A 19,345-nucleotide genomic window follows, 5' to 3' on the forward strand; every position below is an offset into this window, starting at 1 on the left:
GATGACCCCGTCCCGGCGCGCGTGCGCCGGGACGGGGTCCGGGAACGGCCGGGTCCGGCAGCAGCGCTACCGGACCCGGCCGGGTCGGAGGGGACGGACGTCAGTCCGCCTGGCCGCTCGCGACCTCCTCCTCGGTCCAGTACTCCGAGTCGATGAGGGAGGACTGGATGTTGTCGGCGTAGACGGTCTCGACCGGCAGCAGGTAGGACGGGACGACCTTGACGCCGTTGTCGTACGTCTCGGTGTCGTTGGCCTCCGGCTCGTTGCCCTCGGCGAAGGCCGTGGCGGCGACGACGGCCTGCTCGGCCAGCAGACGGGTGTCCTTGAAGATCGTGGAGCTCTGGACACCGTCGGCGATGAGCTTGACCGACGCGATCTCGGCGTCCTGACCGGTCACGACCGGCATCGGGTTCGGCGAGTCGAGGTTCGGGCCGTACCCGGCAGCGGTCAGCGCGGTGATGATGCCGCGCGAGAGGCCGTCGTAGGGCGAGAGGACGCCGTCGACGCGCGAGCCGTCGTTGTACGTCGAGGTCAGCAGGGTCTCCATGCGCTGCTGGGCGGTCTCCTGCTGCCAGCGCAGGGTCGCGGCCTGCTCGATGTCGGTCTGACCCGACTTCACGACCAGCGTGCCGTCGTCGATGAGCGGCTTCAGGACCGACATGGCGCCGTCGAAGAAGAAGAAGGCGTTGTTGTCGTCCAGCGAGCCGGCGAACAGCTCGATGTTGAACGGACCGGTGGCGGTGCCCGGCGAGCCGTCGGCGTTGAGCAGGCCGAGGCCGGTCAGGAGGGCGTTGGCCTGGGCCACGCCGACCTCGAAGTTGTCGAACGTGACGTAGAAGTCGACGTTCTCGCTGTCGCGGATCAGCCGGTCGTAGGAGATGACCGGGATGTCGTTGGCCGCCGCGTTCTCCAGCTGGCCGGCCAGCGCCGTGCCGTCGATCGCCGCGATGATGAGGATGTCGGCACCCTCGGTGATCATCTGGTCGATCTGCTGCGACTGGGTGGGGATGTCGTCACCGGCGTACTGCAGGGAGACGGTGTAGCCCTCGTCCTCCAGCTGCTGCTGGACGTTCTCACCGTCGGCGATCCAGCGCTCGGAGGTCTGGGTCGGCATCGAGACGCCGATCGTCAGTTCCTCCGCTTCGGCACCCCCGCCGGCGCCGCCGCTCCCGCCGGCGCCCTCGCCGCCGCAGGCCGCCAGGGTCAACGCCATCGAGGCGCCGAGGGCGGCGAAGCCGAGCCTCTTGCTCACGTGTTCTCCTTCTCAGGACCTCTGCGCGCTCGCACTCCGGCGCAGACCCGCCTGTGGCGAGCGCGACGATTGTGAGCGTTAACACGGGGGCAGCGTCAAGAGCGCAGAGGTCACCTCCTCGTCACGTTCGCGTAACGCCCGGGACGTCCGCGCCGCTCACCGGCCCACCGCCCGTCCCGCGGGCCGACGGGGACTCCCCCGTCCGAGGGGGTCCGGTGACGCACGATCCGGTTACCGGCGGGTAACTTCTCCCCTGTCGCGCCCGCCACCGGGCCGGCTCCCGTCCCCGCTGCGGAGGTCCTGTGTCCAATCAAGAGCGGCGGCCACGCTCGCTGCGCGAGGTCGTCTTCGTCGACGGCGTGCGCACCCCCTTCGGCAAGGCCGGCCCGAAGGGCGTCTACGCCGAGACGCGCGCCGACGACCTCGTCGTCCGCGTCATCCGTGAGCTGCTGCGCCGCAACCCGGCACTGCCGCCCGACCGCGTCGACGAGGTGGCCATCGCCGCCACCACCCAGATCGGCGACCAGGGCCTCACCATCGGGCGCACCGCCGCCCTGCTGGCCGGGCTGCCGACGTCGGTGCCCGGCTACGCCATCGACCGCATGTGCGCCGGCGCGATGACCGCCGTCACCACCACCGCCAGCGGTATCGCCTTCGGCGCCTACGACGTCGCCATCGCCGGCGGCGTCGAGCACATGGGCCGCCACCCGATGGGCGAGGGCGCCGACCCCAACCCGCGGTTCTTCAGCGAGGAGCTCGTCGACGGCTCGGCGCTCGTCATGGGCTCCACCGCCGAGAACCTGCACGACCGGTTCCCGCACCTGACCAAGGAGCGGGCCGACGCCTTCGCCCTGGCCAGCCAGCAGCGGTACGCCAAGGCCGTCGCCAACGGGCAGATCGGCCCGGAGCTGGTGACCGTGGCGACGCGCAGCGCCGAGCACGGCTGGGGCCTGGCCACCGTCGACGAGCCGCCGCGGCCGAACACGACCCTCGAGGGCCTGGCCACGCTCAAGACGCCGTTCCGCCCGCACGGGCACGTCACCGCCGGCAACGCGGCGGGCCTCAACGACGGCGCCACCGGCTGCATCCTCGCCGCCGAGGAGGTCGCGCAGGAGCTCGGCCTCACCGCCGGCATGCGGCTGGTAGGCTACGGCTTCGTCGGCGTCGAGCCCGAGGTGATGGGCGTGGGCCCGGTCCCCTCGACCGAGCGCGCGCTGGCCCGCACCGGCCTGACCATCGACGACATCGGCCTGTTCGAGCTCAACGAGGCCTTCGCCGTCCAGGTGCTGGCCTTCCTCGACCACTTCGGCATCGCCGACGACGACCCGCGGGTCAACCCGTGGGGCGGCGCCATCGCCGTCGGCCACCCGCTGGCCTCCTCCGGCGTGCGGCTGATGACGCAGCTGTCGCGCCAGTTCGCCGAGCGGCCCGACGTCCGCTACGGCCTGACCGCCATGTGCGTGGGCCTGGGCATGGGTGCCACCGTGATCTGGGAGAACCCGAACTGGGAAGGGGCGGCGAAGTGACCGCGGTGTTCGAGAACGAGGTCGTCACCGAGGCGCGGGTCCGCTACATGCGGGTGCCCGGGCTGGCCGGTGAGATCGCCCTGGTCACCCTGGACAACGGGCACGACCACACCCGCCCGTCGACCTTCGGCCCCGGCGGACTGGCGTCCCTGGACGCCGCGCTCGACGAGATCGCCGCGCACACCCCGGCCCCGGCGGCGATCGCCGTCACCGGCAAGCCGTTCGTCTTCGCCGTCGGCGCGGACCTCTCGGGCGTCCCGGCGGTCACCTCCGCCGGGCAGGCGCGGGAGATCGCCGAGACCGGCCACCGGGTGTTCCGGCGACTCAAGGACTCCGCGGTCCCGACGTTCGCCTTCGTCAACGGCGTCGCGCTCGGCGGCGGCCTGGAGCTGGCCCTGCACTGCCGGTACCGCACGATCGCCTCGACGGCGATGGTCGCCTTCCCCGAGGTCTTCCTCGGGCTGGTGCCCGGGTGGGGCGGCACGCAGCTGCTGCCGAACCTGATCGGCATCGACCCGGCGGTGACGGTCGTGGTCGAGAACGCCCTGGCGCAGAACACGATGACCCGGGCGCCGAAGGCCGCGGCGCTGGGCATCGCCGACGTCGTCCTGGAGCCGGCCGACTTCCTCGAGCGGTCGCTCGAGTGGGCCGTCGGCGTCCTGACCGGCGACGTCGTCGTCTCCCGTCCCGAGGTCGACCGCACCGGCTGGGACGCCGCGATCGAGCGGGCCCGGGCGATCGTGGCGGCCCGCACCCGCGACGCCTCGCCGGGCGCGCTGCGGGCTGTCGAGCTGCTCGACCTCGCCCGGGACGGCGTCGGTGGTGAGGCGTTCACGGCCGGCACCGCCGCCGAGGACGACGCGCTCACCGACCTGCTGATGAGCGACGAGCTGCGGGCGAGCCTCTACGCGTTCGACCTGGTCAACAAGCGGGCCAAGCGGCCGGCCGGGGCTCCCGACCGGAAGCTGGCCCGGAAGGTGACCAAGGTCGGCGTCGTCGGCGCCGGGCTGATGGCGTCCCAGCTGGCGCTGCTGTTCGTGCGGCAGCTGGAGGTGCCGGTCGTGCTCACCGACATCGACCAGGCGCGCGTCGACAAGGGCGTGGCCTACGTGCGCGGCGAGCTGGAGAAGCTGGCCGGCCGCGGCCGGCTGTCGCCGGACCGGCTGAACCGGCTCACCGGCCTGGTCAGCGGCTCGCTGGACAAGGCCGCGTTCGCCGACGCCGACCTCGTCATCGAGGCGGTGTTCGAGGAGATGTCGGTCAAGCAGCAGGTGTTCGCCGAGGTGGAGGCCGTCGTCTCCGCCGAGTGCGTGCTCGCGACCAACACCTCCGCGCTGTCGGTGACCGAGATGGCCTCCAAGCTCGAGCACCCGGAGCGGGTCGTGGGCCTGCACTTCTTCAACCCGGTCGCGGTCCTGCCGCTGCTGGAGGTCGTGCGCGCCGAGCAGACCGACGACGCCACGCTGGCCACCGCCTTCGCCGTCGGGAAGTCGCTGAAGAAGTCCTGCGTGCTCACCGCCGACGCCCCGGCGTTCGTGGTGAACCGCCTGCTCACCCGCTTCCTGGGTGAGGTCACCGCGGCGGTGGAGCAGGGCACGCCGGTGGCGGTGGCCGACCGGGCGCTCGACCCGCTGGGCCTGCCGATGTCGCCGTTCGACCTGCTGACGCTCGTCGGCCCGCCGGTGGCGCTGCACGTGGCCGAGCGCATGCACGAGGCCTTCCCCGACCGGTTCGCCGTCGGCGAGGGGCTCAAGCGGATGGTCGAGCTGGGCAAGACGTCGGTCTACTCCGAGCCGAGCGTCGTCGACGCCGACCTCGAGGGCATCGACGCCGGCGACTCCCCACTCACCGAGGAGCAGGTCCGCGACCGCGCGGTGCGGGCGCTGGCCCAGGAGGTCCGCCTCATGCTCGACGAGGGCGTCGTGCAGGCGGTGCAGGACATCGACCTGTGCATGCTGCTGGGCGCCGGCTGGCCGTTCTGGCTGGGCGGGATCTCGGCGTACCTCGACCGCAGCGGCGTCTCCGAGACCGTGACCGGCCGGCGGTTCCTGCCGGAGGGCGTGGCGAGCCTCCCGGCATGACCTCTCGTGCACTTCCGCGGAGGTGCACGGCTGACCGACGGCCCGGGTCCCCGCGTGGGGCCCGGGCCGTCGGCGTCCCGGGCGGCGGGTCGGCCCCCGGCTCGTGCCCGGACCCCGTCGCGACCCGAACGACCGGCGCCGGATGCCGCCCGTCGTCCTCCCGCACCGCAGCGCGTCCTCCCGCACCGCAGCGCGTCCTCCCGCACCGCAGCGCGTCCTCCCGCACGGTGGGACGTGAGGGAGGACGCGCGACGATCAGGTCACCTGATCCCGGCGGGAGGCCCGCTACTGCTGGGCGCCGTCCACGGGCGCGACGGCGGCCGCCTGCTCGGCGCGCTCGGTGACCACCGCGCTCCACTCGGCGATCCGGCGGGCGACGTCCTGCTCGGTGAGGCCGACGTCGGCCCGGACCTGCCCGACGCTGCCGTGCTCGAGGAAGGCCTGCGGCAGGCCCACCGCCCGCACCGGCACGTCGACCTGGCGGTCCTGCAGCGCCCGGCTCAGCGTCGCGCCGACGCCGCCGGCCCGCCCGCCGTCCTCGACGGTCACCACCAGCCGGTGCCGGGCGGCGAGGTCGAGCAGCTCGTCGGCGACCGGCAGCACCCACCGCGGGTCGACGACGGTGACGCCGATGCCGTGGTCGGCGGCGCGCTCGGCGGCGGCCAGGCACATCGGCACCATCGAGCCGACGGCGACCAGCAGCACGGTGCTGTCCACTCCCCCACCGTCCCCGTCCGCCCGCTCACCCCGGCGCAGCACGTCGACCGGGCCCCGCCGCTCCAGCGCCGGGATGTCGACCGGCGGCGCGCCCTTCGGGAAGCGCACGACCGTCGGCCCGTCGGTCACGGCCACCGCCTCGCGCACCGCCTCGCGCAGCGTCGGCTCGTCGCGCGGCGCGGCCAGCCGCAGCCCGGGCACCACCGAGCAGATCGACATGTCCCACATGCCGTTGTGCGAGGCGCCGTCGGCGCCGGTGACGCCGGCGCGGTCGAGGACGACGGTGACCGGCTGGCGGTGCAGCGCGACGTCCATGAGCAGCTGGTCGAACGCCCGGTTGAGGAACGTGGAGTAGACCGCGACCACCGGGTGCAGGCCGCCCATCGCCATGGCCGCGGCGCTGGTCAGCGCGTGCTGCTCGGCGATGCCCACGTCGAAGGTGCGGTCGGGGAACCGCTCGGCGAAGGCGGCGAGGCCCGTGGGGTGCAGCATCGCGGCGGTGATCGCCACGACGTCGGCCCGCTCGGCGCCGATGCGCACCAGCTCGTCGGAGAAGGCCGCCGTCCAGTCGCGGGCGACGGCCGGGCCGACGCCGCTGTCGGGGTCGAAGACGCCGGTGGCGTGCCAGGCGTCGACCTGGTCGGTCTCGGCCGGCGGGTAGCCGAAGCCCTTGGTGGTGACGGCGTGCACGATCACCGGACCGCCGAAGGACCGCGCCCGGCGCAGCGCCGACTCCATGACCTCGACGTCGTGGCCGTCGACGGGGCCGACGTACTTCAGGCCGAGGTCCTCGAACATGCCCTGCGGCGCGAGGACGTCCTTGACGCCCTTCTTCAGGCCGTGCAGCGCGTCGTAGAGGGCCGAGCCCACCACCGGCGCCCGGTGCAGCGTCTGCCGGATCGCCAGCAGCGCCTGCTCGTAGCCGGGGCGCAGCCGCAGGCCGGCCAGGAGGTCGGCCACGCCGCCGATCGTCGGCGAGTAGGAGCGGCCGTTGTCGTTGACCACGATGACCACCGGGCGGTCCTTCGCCGCCGCGATGTTGTTCAACGCCTCCCAGGCCATGCCGCCGGTGAGCGCGCCGTCGCCGATGACCGCCACGACCGGTCGCCGGTCGCCGCGGACGGCGAAGGCCTTGGCCAGCCCGTCGGCGTAGGACAGCGCGGTGGAGGCGTGGCTGTTCTCCACCCAGTCGTGCTCGCTCTCCGACCGGCTCGGGTAGCCCGACAGCCCCCCGCGCTGGCGGAGCCGGTCGAAGCCCTCGACCCGGCCGGTGAGCATCTTGTGCACGTAGGCCTGGTGGCCGGTGTCGAAGACGATCGGCTCGCGCGGCGACTCGAACACCCGGTGCAGGGCGATGGTGAGCTCGACGGTGCCGAGGTTGGGGCCGAGGTGGCCACCGGTGCGGGCGACGCTGCTGACCAGCGCGTCACGGATCTCCGCCGCCAGGGCGGGCAGCTGCTCGGCGGGCAGGGCCCGGAGGTCGGCGGGGTCGCGGAGCGAGCGCAGGAGCGACACGGCGCGGCGGTGTCCTCATCTGTCGGCGGCAGGGGCACGGCTCGTCGAGGGCCGCCGGCCCACTGTAGTCGCGTTCCGGGGACCGCTCCGGCCGAGCGCAAGGGCCGCTCAGAGCCGGGGCACCCACACCTCGCCGCGCAGCGCGCCGGCCACGACGGTCACCCCGCGGGCGGCGGCGGCCAGGCGCGCGCCCTCCCGCTCGTAGGCACCGACGGCGGCCTCCATCGCGTCGGGCGGCAGGTGGTCGGCGAGGTCGACCCGGACCGTCCGCCAGCCCGCACGCGCCGCCTCGAGCCCCGCCCCGACGTGGTCACCGGCCATGCGGGCGAGGAGGACGGGGTAGCGCCGCAGCACCTCGTGCGCCCGGTAGTCCGGCGGCACGAGGTCGAACAGCCAGGTGACCGCCGTGCGCTCCCAGTCGGGCGCGCCCGGCGGGCGGACCTCCTCCGGCCAGCCCGGCGGCACGCTCGCTCCCACGCCGGCAGTCTGCCGCAGGTCGAAGCGTGTTCGACCCGGCGACCCGGGTCGTCACCGGGTCGTGATCAGGGACCCGGGCGCTTGAGCCAGAACTGCTCGAAGCCCCAGGTGCCGGCGCCGCTGGAGTGGTAGCTCACCAGCTCCCACCCCTCGGCACCGAGCCGGTTGAGCACCGAGCTGGTGTCACCCTGCTGCCGCTCGAGCTTGCCGTTGGGCAGCTTGACGCTCACCCCGGCACGCTGGGACTCGGCGTCGTTGGCCGTGATGACCGAGGCGTACTCCCACGAGGTCACCGGGACACCGTAGCGACCGCGCTCCCACCGCCCCCGCCCAGCCGGACCCACGGCCCGGCGCCCGCCCCGGTCGCGGGGTCGTAGGAGAAGACGCTCCCCTGCCCGGGCTGGTCCCGGCGCCGGTCGACGGGCACGCCCAGCACGGAGCACAGCAGGAGCGTGCCGACCCCGCCGTGGCAGACGACCGCGACGTCGCCTCCGGCACCGGTCACCGCCCGCGCGACCGCCGCGACCACCCGCGCCTGCGCGTCGACCGCCCGTTCCCACCCGCGGACGCTCTCGGTGGGACGGGCGAAGAACGCCTCCGCCGTGGCCTCGAACTCCGCGGGCGGCAGGAACCCGGTGGCCGAGCGGTCGTTCTCCCCCAGGTCCGGGTCGACGGTGACCGGCAGCCCGGTGGCCCCGGCCAGCGCGGCCGCCGTCTCCCGCGCCTTGCGCTCGGCGCTGCTGACGACCCGGGTCAGCAGCGGCACCCACGGCAGGGCGAGCAGGTGCGCCAGCCGGGCACGGCCGGCGTCGGACAGGCCCCACTCGGGGACGGGCACGCCCGGGTCGACCCGGACCTCGGGATGGGTGACGACGTGGACCCGCACGCCCCGGTGCCTACCGCACCGGCGACCCGCGCGGTGTGCTCAGGGGCGCCGGTGCCCGGACCGGTTCTGACCCGACCCCGGGCACCGTGCGGCCTCGGCCCGCCGGCCCTGGCCCCACAGCTCCGGCGCCCAGTCGTGGTCGACGAACACCAGCGGGTCGGTGACCTCGTCGTGCCGCTCGTCGGGCGCCCCGCTGTCGCGGCGCTGGGTCGCCTGCCCGCACACCGGGCAGGTGTCGGCGCCGCTCACGCGGGCTCCAGCAGGGCCACGCACTCGACGTGCGCGGTCATCGGGAAGGCGTCGAAGGCGCGCAGCGCGGTGAGCCGGTACCCGGCCGCGGCGAAGGCGGCGACGTCGCGGCCCAGCGACGCCGGGTCGCAGGCCACGTAGACGACGGCGCGCGCCCCGGTGCCGGCGAGCACCCGGCTGACCGCCGGACCCGCGCCGGCGCGCGGCGGGTCGAGCACGACGACGTCGGGAGCCCCGCCGAGCTCCTCCAGCAGGCCGGTGAGCCCCTCGGCGTCCACCTCGCCCTGCCAGACCTCGGCCTGCGGCAGCCCGGCCAGGTTCGCCTCCGCCGCGGCGCACGCCCCTTCGTCAGCCTCCACGCACACCACGCGGCCCGACTCGCCCACCGCGGGCGCCAGCGCGCCGCCGAACAGGCCGGCGCCGGCGTAGAGGTCGAGCACCGTCTCCCCGGGCCGCACCGCCGCCGACCCGGCCACCGCCGACACCAGCGCGTCGGCCGCCGAGCCGTGCACCTGCCAGAAGCCGGTGCCCTCGACTTCCCAGTCGCGGCCGGCGGCGTGCCGCCCCGCGCGGCCGCCGGCCGCCTCCGGGGCGTCCGCCCCGGCGCGCAGCACCCGGGTCGTCGTCGGCACGCCCCGGCGGTCGAGCCGGGTGGTGGTGACCGTCCCCGCGGAGTCGACGGCGACGTCGACCGCCCCGGCGCCGGGCCAGCGGCGCGTCAGCACCGCCTGCGCGGCGGGCTCGACGGTGATCGGGCAGTCGTCGAGGGGGAACAGGTCGTGGGACCGGTGGCGCCGCAGCCCGGGCGTCCCGGCCCGGTCGACGGCGAACCGGGCCCGCGACCGCCAGCGCAGCGGCCCGCCCGGGAGCGCCTCGACGACGAGCCCGGCCAGCAGCGGGTCGGCGGGCTCGAGCCCGCCCAGCCGGCTGAGCTGCTCGCGGACGACGTCGGCCTTGAGCCGCCGCTGCCCCTCCCAGGACACGTGCTGCCAGTCGCAGCCGCCGCAGCGCCCGGGCCCGCTGTACGGGCACGGCCGCTCGACCCGGTCGGGCGAGGCCTCGAGCACCTCGACGGCGTCGGCCCGGCAGTAGCCGGGCTGGCGGTCCTCGGTGACCCGCACGCGCACCCGCTCACCGGGCAGCGCGTGCCGGACGAACACCACCCGGCCCTCGTGGCGTGCCACGCAGTGCCCGCCGTGCGCGACCTGCCCGACGGCGACCTCGAACTCCCGCCCGGTCCACCCCGCCCCACGCTCGGGACGGGACGCACGGGCGGCACGGGACCGGCGGCCGGCCCCGCCCGGAGGCTCGGCCCGAGCTCGCGAGGGGTGAGGGGGGCGGGGTCCTTCAGCCATAGGGCGTCGACTCGACCTGGTCGTCGGTGAGGCCGCGGCGCAGGTCGCCGGGCATCGGGCCGTCCCGCCGGTCGTCGTCGCGGCCGATCGAGCTCTCCAGCTGCCACGGCACCGTGGTGATCATGACGCCGGGCTGGAACTGCAGGCGGGCCCGCAGCCGCAGCGCGCTCTGGTTGTGCAGCACGTTCTCCCACCAGTGTCCGACGACGTACTGCGGCACGAAGACGATGACCAGCTCCCGCGGGCTGCTGCGGCGGATCGCCTTGACGTAGTCGACGACCGGCCGGGTGATCTCGCGGTACGGCGACTCCAGCACGGTCAGCGGGACGGGGATGTCGTAGCGGTCCCAGTCGCCCTGCAGCCCGCGGGTGTCGGCGTCGTCGACGTTGACCGTCAGCGCGGTCAGCACGTCCGGCCGGGTCGCCCGCGCGAAGGCGAGCGCGCGCAGCGTCGGCTTGTGCACCTTGGAGACCAGCACGATGGCGTGCACCTTGCTGGGCAGCAGCCGCGAGTCGGTGTCGGGCCGCAGCTGGTCGGCGACGTGCGAGTAGTGCCGGTTGATCGCCCGCATGAGGACGATGAGGAACGGCATGGACACCAGCACCAGCCAGGCGCCGTGGACGAACTTGGTCACCACGATGACCGCCAGCACGACGGTCGTGAGCGTGGCTCCTGTGAGGTTGATCGCCTGCGAGCGGCGCATCCGTGCCCGGTCGCCGGCGTCCGTGCCGGAGCGCAGCTCGCGGTTCCAGTGCCGGACCATCCCCCACTGACCGATGCTGAAGCTGATGAACACCCCGAGGATGTAGAGCTGGATCAGCTCGGTGACCGACGCCTCGAAGACGACGATCAGCAGGGCGGCGAACCCCGCCAGCAGCAGGATGCCGTTGCTGAAGGCGAGCTTGTCCCCGCGGGTGTGGAGCTGCCGGGGCAGGAAGCGGTCCTGGGCCAGCACCGAGCCCAGCAGCGGGAAGCCGTTGAAGGCGGTGTTCGCCGCGAGGACGAGGACGGCGGCGGTGAACGCCTGCACGGCGAAGAAGCCCACCGACTGGGACCCACCGAAGGTGGCCGCCGCCACCTGCGCGATGACCGTCCGCTGCGGCTGGGTCTCGCAGTCGGTGAAGCCGACCAGGTCGCACGCGGACTCGGCGTAGCGGACGTCGGACAGCAGGGCCAGCGCGGTGATGCCGGCGAACATCGTCGCCGCCACACCGCCCATGAGGGCCAGGGTGGTGGCGGCGTTGCGGCTCTTGGGCGGACGGAAGGCCGGGACGCCGTTCGCGATCGCCTCCACGCCGGTCAGCGCCGTGCAGCCGGAGGCGAAGGCGCGGAGCACGAGCAGGACCAGCGCCAGCCCACCCAGCTCGGCGTAGTCGGCCTGCGGGCTGATCGTGTACCCGGCGCTCTCGGCCACCAGGTCCGGGCCGGTGACGAAGTACCGCACCAGGCCGGTGGCGATCATCACCAGGATCGCGGAGATGAACAGGTAGGTGGGGGCGGCGAAGGCCCGCCCGGACTCCCGGAGCCCACGCAGGTTGAGCGCCGCGAGCAGGGCCACCAGGCCCAGGGCGATGGCGACCCGGTGCTCGTCGAGGGCGGGGAAGGCCGAGATGATGTTGTCCGTGCCGGCCGACACCGACACGGCCACGGTGAGCACGTAGTCGATGAGCAGCGCACTGGCCACCACGAGGCCCGCGAACTGGCCGTGGTTCACCATGGCCACCTCGTAGTCGCCACCACCGGACGGGTAGGCGCGCACCACCTGCCGGTAGGACGCCACCACCGTGATCAGCAGGACCACCACGCCGACCGCCAGCCACGGGGTCAGGTACAGGTACGCCGTCCCGGCCAGGGCGAGGATGACCAGGAGCTCCTGCGTGGCGTACGCCACGGACGAGAGCGGGTCGCTGGCGAAGATCGGCAGCGCGAGACGCTTCGGCAGCAGGGACTCCCCGAGCCGGTCGCTGCGCACGGGGCGGCCCAGGACGAGGCGTTTCGGGAGTTGCCCGAGGTCGGACAGGCTGGGCACGGCGGCGATGGTACGGACGCCGGGGCCCGGTGAGCCCACCCGCGCCGGGCGGCTCGCCCGGCGGGGTGGGAGCCCTGACGCGGCGCCCCGCCGGGGCCCGTGGCGGGTGTAGCTTCGCGCCCGGTGTGCGGGCGGACGGCGCCCGCGAGCGGACGGCAGGAGCGACACGTGCACGTGGTCGTGATGGGCTGCGGCCGCGTCGGCTCGGCGATCGCGCGCCGGCTGGAGCAGATCGGCCACAGCGTCGCGGTCATCGACCAGGACCCCGAGGCGTTCCGCCGGCTGGGCCCGGAGTTCACCGGCCGCCAGGTCACCGGGCTGGGCTTCGACCGGCAGACGCTCCTCGACGCCGGCATCGACTCGGCCGGGGCCTTCGCGGCGGTCAGCAGCGGCGACAACTCCAACATCATCAGCGCCCGGGTGGCGCGGGAGACCTTCGGCGTCCAGCACGTCGTCGCCCGCATCTACGACTCCAAGCGGGCCGAGGTGTTCGAGCGGATGGGCATCCCGAGCGTGGCCACCGTCCCGTGGACGGTGAACCGGCTGATGCGCGAGCTGCTGTCGGTCAAGGTCAGCGAGATCTGGCGCGAGCCCACCGGCAAGGTGCTGCTCATGCGGGTGACCGTCACCGACGGGTGGGTCGGCCGCCGGCTCGCCGACCTCGAGACCGCCTCCGGCGCCCGCGCCGCCTGGCTGGTCCGCTTCGGCGAGGCCCAGCTGCCCACGCCGGGCACGGTGCTCCAGGACGGCGACCAGCTCGTCGTCGCCGCGACCGACGACATCTCCGACCGCGTGCACCACACGGTCGAGCACCCCGAGGGGGGCAGGGCCTGATGCGCGTGGCCATCGTGGGCGCCGGCGCGGTCGGCCGCTCCATCGCCGGGGAGCTGCTGTCCAACGGGCACACCGTGATGCTCATCGAGAAGGACGGCCGCAAGGTCCGCACGCGCTCGGTGCCGGGCGCGGAGTGGGTGCAGGCCGACGCGTGCGAGGTGTCCTCCCTCGAGGAGGCGCAGCTGGCCACCTGCGACGTCGTCGTCGCGGCCACCGGCGACGACAAGGCCAACCTGGTCGTCTCGCTGCTGGCCAAGACGGAGTTCGCGGTCAACCGCGTCGTCGCCCGGGTCAAGGACCCGCGCAACGAGTGGCTCTACACCGAGGCGTGGGGCGTCGACGTCGCCGTCTCCACGCCTCGGGTGCTCGCCGCCCTGGTCGAGGAGGCCGTGACCGTCGGCGACGTCGTCCGGCTGATGAGCTTCCGCAAGGGCGCGGCGACGCTGGTGGAGATCACCCTCGACGAGGACACCCCGTGGGCCGGCCGGCCGCTGCGGGAGGTGCCGCTGCCGCGCGAGACGGTGCTCACCGCCATGCTGCGCGGCGACCGCGTCATCAAGCCCACCCCCGACGAGCCCCTCGAGGTCGGCGACGAGCTGCTGTTCATCACGCACGCCGACGTCGAGGAGCAGCTGCAGCAGGTCCTCTCCCCCGCCGGGGCGTGATCCGGGGCGGTTGACCGCTGCCCCGCCGCGCGGCCAGGATGGCCGGGTCCGGGCGGACGGCCGCGCGGCGGTCCCCGGGGAGGGGGACCTGTGAGCGACACGCAGACGATCACCGTGCCGCACCTGGGCACCTCGGAGGTCGGCCACCGGTTCGCGCGGCCGTACGACGCGTCGCTGCCGACGCTGGTGCTGGTCAACTCGTTCACCACGTCCGCCGACCTGTACCGCCCGCAGTTCGCCGACGACGAGCTCGCCGCCACCGCCAACCTGCTGGCGATCGAGCCCTACGGCCACGGCCGGACCCGCGCCGGGTACGCCCAGTTCACCTACTGGGACACCGCCGTCGCCGGCCTGCAGGTCCTCGACGCGCTCGGCATCGGGGAGGCGTTCGTCCTGGGCACCTCGCAGGGCGGCTGGATCGCCGCGCGGATGGCGCTGCTGGCCCCGCGCACCGTCCGGGGCGTGGTCGCGCTCGGCACCTCGATGGACACCGAGAGCCCGCGCAGCCGCGCGCTCGGGTGCTGGGACGGGGTCGGGTTCTGCTCCCCCGCGATCGACGCCCTGGCCGAGCCGGTCGGGGAGGACTGGGTGATCCCGGTCGAGCTGGTCGACGCCGTCCTCGCCGAGGGCCTCGGCCCCGACGTGTCACCCGACGAGCGCGCCTTCTGGCACGCGCGGCACCAGGAGCACTACACCGGCGACGCCGGCCGCGAGCGGCTCCGGCTGAGCACGGTCAACCTGCGCGACCGCGACGGCCTGCACGCCCGGCTGGGCGGTGTGCACTGCCCGGTGCTGTGGCTGCACGGCACCGAGGACACCGTCTACTCCGTGGCCAACGCCGAGGAGGAGATCCGGCTGTTCGGCAGCAGCCCGCACGCGGAGCTGCGCGTCGTCGACGGCGGCCGGCACTTCCTCAGCGCCTCGCACCCCGGGGCCGTCGACGCCGCGACGGTGGAGTTCGTCCGCCGCTTCGCCTAGCGCGCCGGACCCTCCTGCTCGGCCGGTCCGGCCTCGTCCAGGGGCCCGCCCTGGGCCTGCGAGGGGTGGGGAGGGCGAGGTCCTGCCACCGTCTCCACCCGGTGGCGGTGCAGCCGGGAGACGACCCACAGCGTCACGGCCAGGGCCACCGCCGTCACCGGCAGGCCCAGCACGAGCGAGGCGACGCCGAGGAGGCCCTCCTCGTTGGCCAGGTACAGCGGCGTCTGCACCGCGACGCGGAGCAGGAAGGTCAGCGCCCACATCACGGTCAGCCAGCCGTAGGCGCGGACCACCCGCGGGTCGTCGCGCCAGTGCCGCTCGGGCTCGGGATCGGACGCGCGCCCCTCCGCGGCCTCGGGGGCCGGCCGGTGCTGCAGCCGGGCCCGGGCGGTGTCGACCCGCCGCCCCAGCCCGGGCACCGAGTGCGAGGCCATCGAGCCCAGGTGGCTGGGGGCGAGGAACTCGGCCAGGACGCCGACCAGCGGCCAGCGCAGCGGGACCGACCCGAGCAGCACCACGCCGATGACGGCGTTGCGGATGATGCCGGGCACGAAGTAGTTGCGGGCCTGGCCGGACGCGGCGGCGATCGCCACGGCGATGGCCACGCCGAACAGCCCGCTGAAGGCCTGCTGCACGCTCTCGCGGCGGACCATCCGGAAGGCGAGGACCAGCAGGGCGGCGCCGATGGCGAACCAGACGCCCGTGCGCAGGCCGCCGATCGCGTTGGCGACGATGAACGCGACGGTCGGCAGGGACGCGTCGACCATCCCCCGCCAGCCCCCGAGCTGCTCGAGCACCAGGTGGCGGTCGAAGGTCACGCCCTGGCCGGCGTCCCCCGTCCCGTCCTGCCGTGCCGGTCCCCCGGGTTCGCGCCGGCCCTCGTCGTCGGCCGCCGCCGTCACCCCGCGCTCAGCTCGTACCAGGGGTTGTAGATCACCTTGCGGCCGTCGAAGGAGGCGAAGCGTCCCCGTGCGGTGAGCGTGCGGCCGGGCTCGATGCCCGGGATGCGCCGGCGGCCCAGCCACACGAGGGTGACCGAGCCCGAGCCGTCGAACAGCTCGGCCTCCAGCGTGGGCACCGTCTCGCGGGGGGTGTAGACGACCGACTTCAGCCGTCCGGTCACGGTGACCACCGCCCCCTTGCGGCAGGCACTGACCAGCTCGCAGCCGGCGCGGTCGGTCTCGGCGCGCAGGTGCTCCGCGTCGATCGTGGAGTCGTCGGCGGTCAGCCGCTGCAGGGTGCGCGCGAGCCATCCGCCGGGACGCGTCTGTGTCACGGCTCCAGCGTAGTGCGGCCCGCGCCGCTGTCGCGGCGCCGCCGCAACCAGTCGCGCACGACCGCCCACTGGGGTCCGGCCGGGTCGATCGGCTCGCGGTGGCCGCCCGGCACCGGCACCACCCGGACCCGGTCGCCGGCCGCGGTCGCCGCCGCGGCGTAGCGCTCGCTCTGCTCGGGCGGGACGACGTCGTCGCCGGTGCCGTGCACGCACAGCACGTCGGCGCCCGTGGGCAGCAGCCGCACCGGGTCGACGACGGCGTACCGCCCGGGCACGTCGGCGGGCCCGCCGCCCAGGAACTCCTGCACCGCCCGGCGGCCCAGGCCCTGCCCGGCGGCGCGGTCGAGGTCGAGCACGCCGGCCTGCAACACCGCCGCGGTGACCCGTACCCGCGGCCCCGCGCCCGGCGCGCCGTCGGGGAGCCGCCCGCGGCCGGCGGCCCAGGCGGCGAGGTGCCCGCCGGCCGAGTGGCCGACGACGGTCAGGTCGGCGAGGTCGAGGCGGTCACGCTCGGCGAGGCCGGGCAGCGCGTCGAGGGCGGCGGCGACGTCCTCCAGCGGAGCCGACCAGCCGCCGGTGCCTCCCCGCCGGTACTCGACCGCGACGGCGGCCCAGCCGGCCGCGGCGAGGTCGGCGGCCAGCGGGCGGGCCAGCTCGATGCCGTACGCGGCGCGCCAGAAGCCCCCGTGCAGGACGACGGCCACGGGCGCCGGACCGTCCCCGGACGGGAGGGTGAGCTCGAGGAACTGGTCGGGGTGCGGCCCGTGGCGGTGGGGCCCGTAGTGGTGCGTCCGTGCGCTCACGCGGCCGGGCCGTCGCCCGGCGGGCGGGGGGCGGGGGGCGGCTGCGGCGCCCCTCGCTGCGGCACCCCCGGCTGCGGCACCCCCGGCTGCGGCGCCCCCTGCTGTGGCGCGCCCTGCTGCTGGCGGGCCAGCTGCGCGGCGGCCTGCGGCGGGAGGGTGAGCGGCAGCTGCTCGCGGACCGGCATCGGGTCGCTCCCCCGCACCACGACGACCTGGCGGAACACGTCCTCGAGGACGGCGGCCGCGTCGGGGTTCTCGGCCGCCGGGCCGCTGATCATCCCGCGCAGGAACCAGCGGGGGCCGTCGACGCCGAGGAAGCGGGCGGCGCGCCGCTGGGGCTTCGGCGGCGGCCCGCCGGGCTGGGCGGGCGGGGTGACGACGACGGTGCCGGCGAGCTCGGGGCCGAACGGCCCCTCCACCTCGGTCAGCCGGCCGCCCTGACCCGAGGCGCTGCGCGCGAGGTCGGCGCGGACGTCGTCCCAGATGCCGGAGGCGCGGGGCGCGGCGAACGCCGACACCTGCAGCAGCGAGTCGCCGTAGCGCAGGGTCGCGCCGATGACCTTCTGCTGCTGGTTGAGGTCGACCCGCAGCTCGGTGCCCGCGACGGCCGGCAGCCGCAGCGCGCCGAGGTCGACGCGCGGCCGGCCGTCGTCGGGGGCGTCGGAGGCGTCGTAGGGGCCGCTGGTCTCCTCGACCTCGCGCTCGCGGTGCTGCGGCTCCGGGGGCACCCCGCGCTCGCGCAGACTGCGGTCGATCCGGTTGCGCCGGCGTCCGAAGGGCATCTCAGGCCTCCTCTCCCAGCGGGCGGGTCGTACCCGTCGAGCCGTGCCCGCCCTCACCGCGGACGCTCGCCGGGAGCTCGTCGACCGCCACGAACCGCGCCCGCACGACCGGCTGCACCACCAGCTGGGCGACCCGCTCCCCGCGGCGCAGGGTCACGGGCGTCTCGGGGTCGAGGTTGACCAGGTTCACCTTGATCTCCCCGCGGTAGCCGGCGTCGATGGTGCCCGGGGCGTTGACCAGGCTCAGCCCGTGCCGGGCGGCCAGGCCCGAGCGCGGGTGCACGAACCCGGCGTAGCCCTCGGGGATCGCCACGGCCACGCCCGTGCCGACCAGGACCCGCTGGAACGGCGCCAGCTCCACGTCCTCGGTGAGCGTCAGGTCGGCTCCGGCGTCACCGGGGAGGGCGTAGGACGGCGGCGTCGCCCCGGGTGCGGTCAGCCGCACCGGGACGTCGACGGCGGAGGGCACCGCGGGGGGCTGAGCCACGACGGCGATCCTATGAGGGCCCCCGTCTCACGGGTGCGGGCGGCGCAGGTCGGCCCGGACGCGCCGGGCCAGCGCCTCGGTGGCCTTGAGGTTGCCCCGCCCGCCGATCGCCGCGCCGACGAGCAGCGGCGCCGCCGTCCCGACGTTGCGGGCCAGCCGCCGCGTCAGCCGGCGGCTCAGCGAGCGCAGGCCCACCGTGCCCAGCACGGCGCCCAGGCCCTGGCGGGCGCCGCTGTCGACGGCACGCTGGGAGGTCCAGCTGGCCAGGTAGGCCAGGGCCCGCTCGCGGTCGGTGCCGGCGGCGGCCCGGCCGTGCAGCTCGTGCAGCTCACCGAGCAGCACGACCTCGACGGCGGCGGTGAGCAGCGTCTCGGCACCCAGCTCCAGCGGCAGGGCGACCAGCGACGGCGGCGCGAACCAGTGCGCCGCCGACAGCCCGCCGGTGGCCGCCCCGACAGCGGCGGTCAGCCGCGAGGCCCGCGCGGTCAGGGCGTCGGCGATCTCCTCCTCGGACAGGCCGGGGTGGGCCGCGCGGAGCTGGGCGGCGTCGCGGATGGGCAGCCTCGGCGCCGCCGCGGCGAGCAGCTCGGAGAGCACCGAGCCGGGGCTGCGCCCGCCGTCGTCCCCCGCGGGGGTGCCGGCGGGCACGTCCGCCCGCCGGCCGGCCGCCGCGGCCACCGCCATGACGGCGTCGCGCAGCAGGCCGGCGGTGGACCGGCGCTCGCCACCGGCCGCCGGACCGGCGTCGTCACCGAGGCCCAGCAGGCCGGCCACCGCGTCGGCGAGGGCCCGAGCGGCCCGGCCCGGGCCGGTGTCGGGGTCCGGCCAGGACGTGCCGGGCGACCCCGCGGCGGGGCCGTGGCCGGACGGCCGCTGCACCGGCCGCGGTGGCGGGACGTCCCTGGGCGCGCCGGTGCGCCCGCTGTCGCCGGTCATCGACATCTCCCTCGGCGGGTCCGGTGGACTGTTGGAACGGCCACCCCCAGGGTCCCGCGCCGGCCGTGCGCGCGGCGTGGGGAGGGGTGGTCCTCCGACTAGGCGGCGCAGTCGCGGCAGTAGTTCTCCCCGCCACGGGTGGCGGCCAGGCGGCTGCGGTGCTGCACGAGGAAGCACCGCGAGCAGGTGAACTCGTCCTCCTGCTTGGGCAGCACGCGGACGGTCAGCTCCTCGTTGGACAGGTCCGCTCCGGGCAGCTCGAGGCTCTCGTTGAAGTCCGTCTCGTCGACGTCGACCGAGCTGGACTGTGCCTCGGCGCGCCGGGCCTTGAGCTCCTCGAGGGAGTCCTCGCCGAGCTCGTCGGCCTCGTTGCGGCGCGGGGCGTCGTAGTCGGTGGCCATGGGGTGTGCCCCTCCTCCGGGGTTCTCGCGGGCGGAACGCGCCCGCGTCGTGCGACGGCGGCGACGACCGCCACCGTCCTGGCCGGCCGCTCGGGG

Annotated in this window: 20 protein-coding genes; 5 read left to right on the forward strand and 15 right to left on the reverse strand. The window is 75.4% G+C overall.

Features of this window, described 5'->3' with window-relative positions:
* Positions 1-100: 100 nt before the first annotated feature.
* Entirely contained in the window at positions 101-1,252 is a 1,152-nt protein-coding gene (gene chvE / locus BM165_RS18535; RefSeq protein WP_075015021.1) for a multiple monosaccharide ABC transporter substrate-binding protein, read from the reverse strand.
* A 302-nt stretch (positions 1,253-1,554) separates the two neighbouring features.
* Between chvE and BM165_RS18540 the strand changes: the two genes are divergently transcribed.
* Both BM165_RS18540 and BM165_RS18545 read left to right on the forward strand, forming a co-directional pair.
* Positions 1,555-2,778, forward strand: a complete 1,224-nt coding sequence (locus tag BM165_RS18540) for a thiolase family protein (protein ID WP_075015022.1) — start codon at positions 1,555-1,557, stop codon at positions 2,776-2,778.
* Positions 2,775-4,859: a 3-hydroxyacyl-CoA dehydrogenase NAD-binding domain-containing protein gene (locus BM165_RS18545; protein ID WP_075015023.1), complete on the forward strand. Its 2,085-nt coding sequence runs from the start codon at positions 2,775-2,777 to the stop codon at positions 4,857-4,859. The genes BM165_RS18540 and BM165_RS18545 overlap by 4 nt, the downstream gene beginning before the upstream one ends.
* A gap of 285 nt (positions 4,860-5,144) precedes the next feature.
* On the opposite strand, the gene dxs is transcribed toward BM165_RS18545, so the two are convergent.
* The 7 genes from dxs to BM165_RS18580 form a co-directional block, all read right to left on the reverse strand.
* Positions 5,145-7,091, reverse strand: a complete 1,947-nt coding sequence (gene dxs / locus BM165_RS18550) for a 1-deoxy-D-xylulose-5-phosphate synthase (protein ID WP_075015024.1) — start codon at positions 7,089-7,091, stop codon at positions 5,145-5,147.
* A 108-nt stretch (positions 7,092-7,199) separates the two neighbouring features.
* A complete protein-coding gene (locus BM165_RS18555) occupies positions 7,200-7,568 on the reverse strand; it encodes a hypothetical protein (RefSeq protein ID WP_083427493.1) in 369 nt (122 codons plus the stop codon).
* Between the two features lie 65 nt (positions 7,569-7,633).
* Positions 7,634-7,861 carry a DUF4177 domain-containing protein gene (locus BM165_RS18560; protein WP_075015026.1) on the reverse strand — a complete coding sequence of 76 codons (228 nt, stop codon included), beginning with the start codon at positions 7,859-7,861 and terminating at the stop codon, positions 7,634-7,636.
* Entirely contained in the window at positions 7,858-8,454 is a 597-nt protein-coding gene (locus tag BM165_RS18565; protein ID WP_075015027.1) for a histidine phosphatase family protein, read from the reverse strand. The genes BM165_RS18560 and BM165_RS18565 overlap by 4 nt, the downstream gene beginning before the upstream one ends.
* A 39-nt stretch (positions 8,455-8,493) precedes the next feature.
* Complete coding sequence (locus tag BM165_RS18570) at positions 8,494-8,703, reverse strand: hypothetical protein (protein WP_075015028.1); 210 nt, start codon at positions 8,701-8,703, stop codon at positions 8,494-8,496.
* Positions 8,700-10,058: a class I SAM-dependent RNA methyltransferase gene (locus BM165_RS18575; RefSeq protein WP_083427494.1), complete on the reverse strand. Its 1,359-nt coding sequence runs from the start codon at positions 10,056-10,058 to the stop codon at positions 8,700-8,702. Before BM165_RS18575 ends, BM165_RS18570 begins: the two co-directional genes overlap by 4 nt.
* Positions 10,051-12,087 carry an APC family permease gene (locus BM165_RS18580; RefSeq protein WP_075015098.1) on the reverse strand — a complete coding sequence of 679 codons (2,037 nt, stop codon included), beginning with the start codon at positions 12,085-12,087 and terminating at the stop codon, positions 10,051-10,053. The genes BM165_RS18575 and BM165_RS18580 overlap by 8 nt, the downstream gene beginning before the upstream one ends.
* Positions 12,088-12,255: 168 nt before the next feature.
* Here BM165_RS18580 and BM165_RS18585 point away from each other — a divergent pair, with 168 nt between their 5' ends.
* The 3 genes from BM165_RS18585 (at position 12,256) to BM165_RS18595 (ending at position 14,564) form a co-directional block, all read left to right on the forward strand.
* Complete coding sequence (locus BM165_RS18585) at positions 12,256-12,921, forward strand: potassium channel family protein (protein ID WP_075015029.1); 666 nt, start codon at positions 12,256-12,258, stop codon at positions 12,919-12,921.
* Entirely contained in the window at positions 12,921-13,586 is a 666-nt protein-coding gene (locus BM165_RS18590; protein ID WP_075015030.1) for a potassium channel family protein, read from the forward strand. The genes BM165_RS18585 and BM165_RS18590 overlap by 1 nt, the downstream gene beginning before the upstream one ends.
* A gap of 90 nt (positions 13,587-13,676) precedes the next feature.
* Positions 13,677-14,564 carry an alpha/beta fold hydrolase gene (locus BM165_RS18595; protein WP_075015031.1) on the forward strand — a complete coding sequence of 296 codons (888 nt, stop codon included), beginning with the start codon at positions 13,677-13,679 and terminating at the stop codon, positions 14,562-14,564.
* Here BM165_RS18595 and BM165_RS18600 read toward each other — a convergent pair.
* The 7 genes from BM165_RS18600 to BM165_RS18630 all read right to left on the reverse strand — a co-directional run bounded on the left by BM165_RS18600 (position 14,561) and on the right by BM165_RS18630 (position 19,249).
* Entirely contained in the window at positions 14,561-15,382 is an 822-nt protein-coding gene (locus BM165_RS18600; protein WP_083427513.1) for a DUF3159 domain-containing protein, read from the reverse strand. The genes BM165_RS18595 and BM165_RS18600 overlap by 4 nt on opposite strands.
* An 80-nt stretch (positions 15,383-15,462) precedes the next feature.
* Positions 15,463-15,840, reverse strand: a complete 378-nt coding sequence (locus BM165_RS18605) for an OB-fold nucleic acid binding domain-containing protein (RefSeq protein ID WP_075015033.1) — start codon at positions 15,838-15,840, stop codon at positions 15,463-15,465.
* Positions 15,837-16,643 (reverse strand): alpha/beta hydrolase family protein, encoded by an 807-nt coding sequence (locus BM165_RS18610; protein ID WP_075015034.1) that lies wholly within the window; start codon positions 16,641-16,643, stop codon positions 15,837-15,839. The genes BM165_RS18605 and BM165_RS18610 overlap by 4 nt, the downstream gene beginning before the upstream one ends.
* Positions 16,640-17,425, reverse strand: coding sequence for a DUF3710 domain-containing protein (locus BM165_RS18615; protein WP_083427496.1), 786 nt, complete (start codon positions 17,423-17,425; stop codon positions 16,640-16,642). Before BM165_RS18615 ends, BM165_RS18610 begins: the two co-directional genes overlap by 4 nt.
* A gap of 1 nt (position 17,426) precedes the next feature.
* Positions 17,427-17,912: a dUTP diphosphatase gene (gene dut / locus BM165_RS18620; protein ID WP_083427497.1), complete on the reverse strand. Its 486-nt coding sequence runs from the start codon at positions 17,910-17,912 to the stop codon at positions 17,427-17,429.
* Between the two features lie 27 nt (positions 17,913-17,939).
* Complete coding sequence (locus BM165_RS18625; RefSeq protein ID WP_075015099.1) at positions 17,940-18,848, reverse strand: hypothetical protein; 909 nt, start codon at positions 18,846-18,848, stop codon at positions 17,940-17,942.
* Positions 18,849-18,946: 98 nt separating this feature from the next.
* Entirely contained in the window at positions 18,947-19,249 is a 303-nt protein-coding gene (locus BM165_RS18630) for a DUF4193 domain-containing protein (RefSeq protein ID WP_075015036.1), read from the reverse strand.
* Positions 19,250-19,345: the final 96 nt, after the last annotated feature.

It is taken from the genome of Geodermatophilus obscurus, from assembly GCF_900115395.1.
Classification (GTDB): Bacteria; Actinomycetota; Actinomycetes; order Mycobacteriales; family Geodermatophilaceae; genus Geodermatophilus; species Geodermatophilus obscurus_B.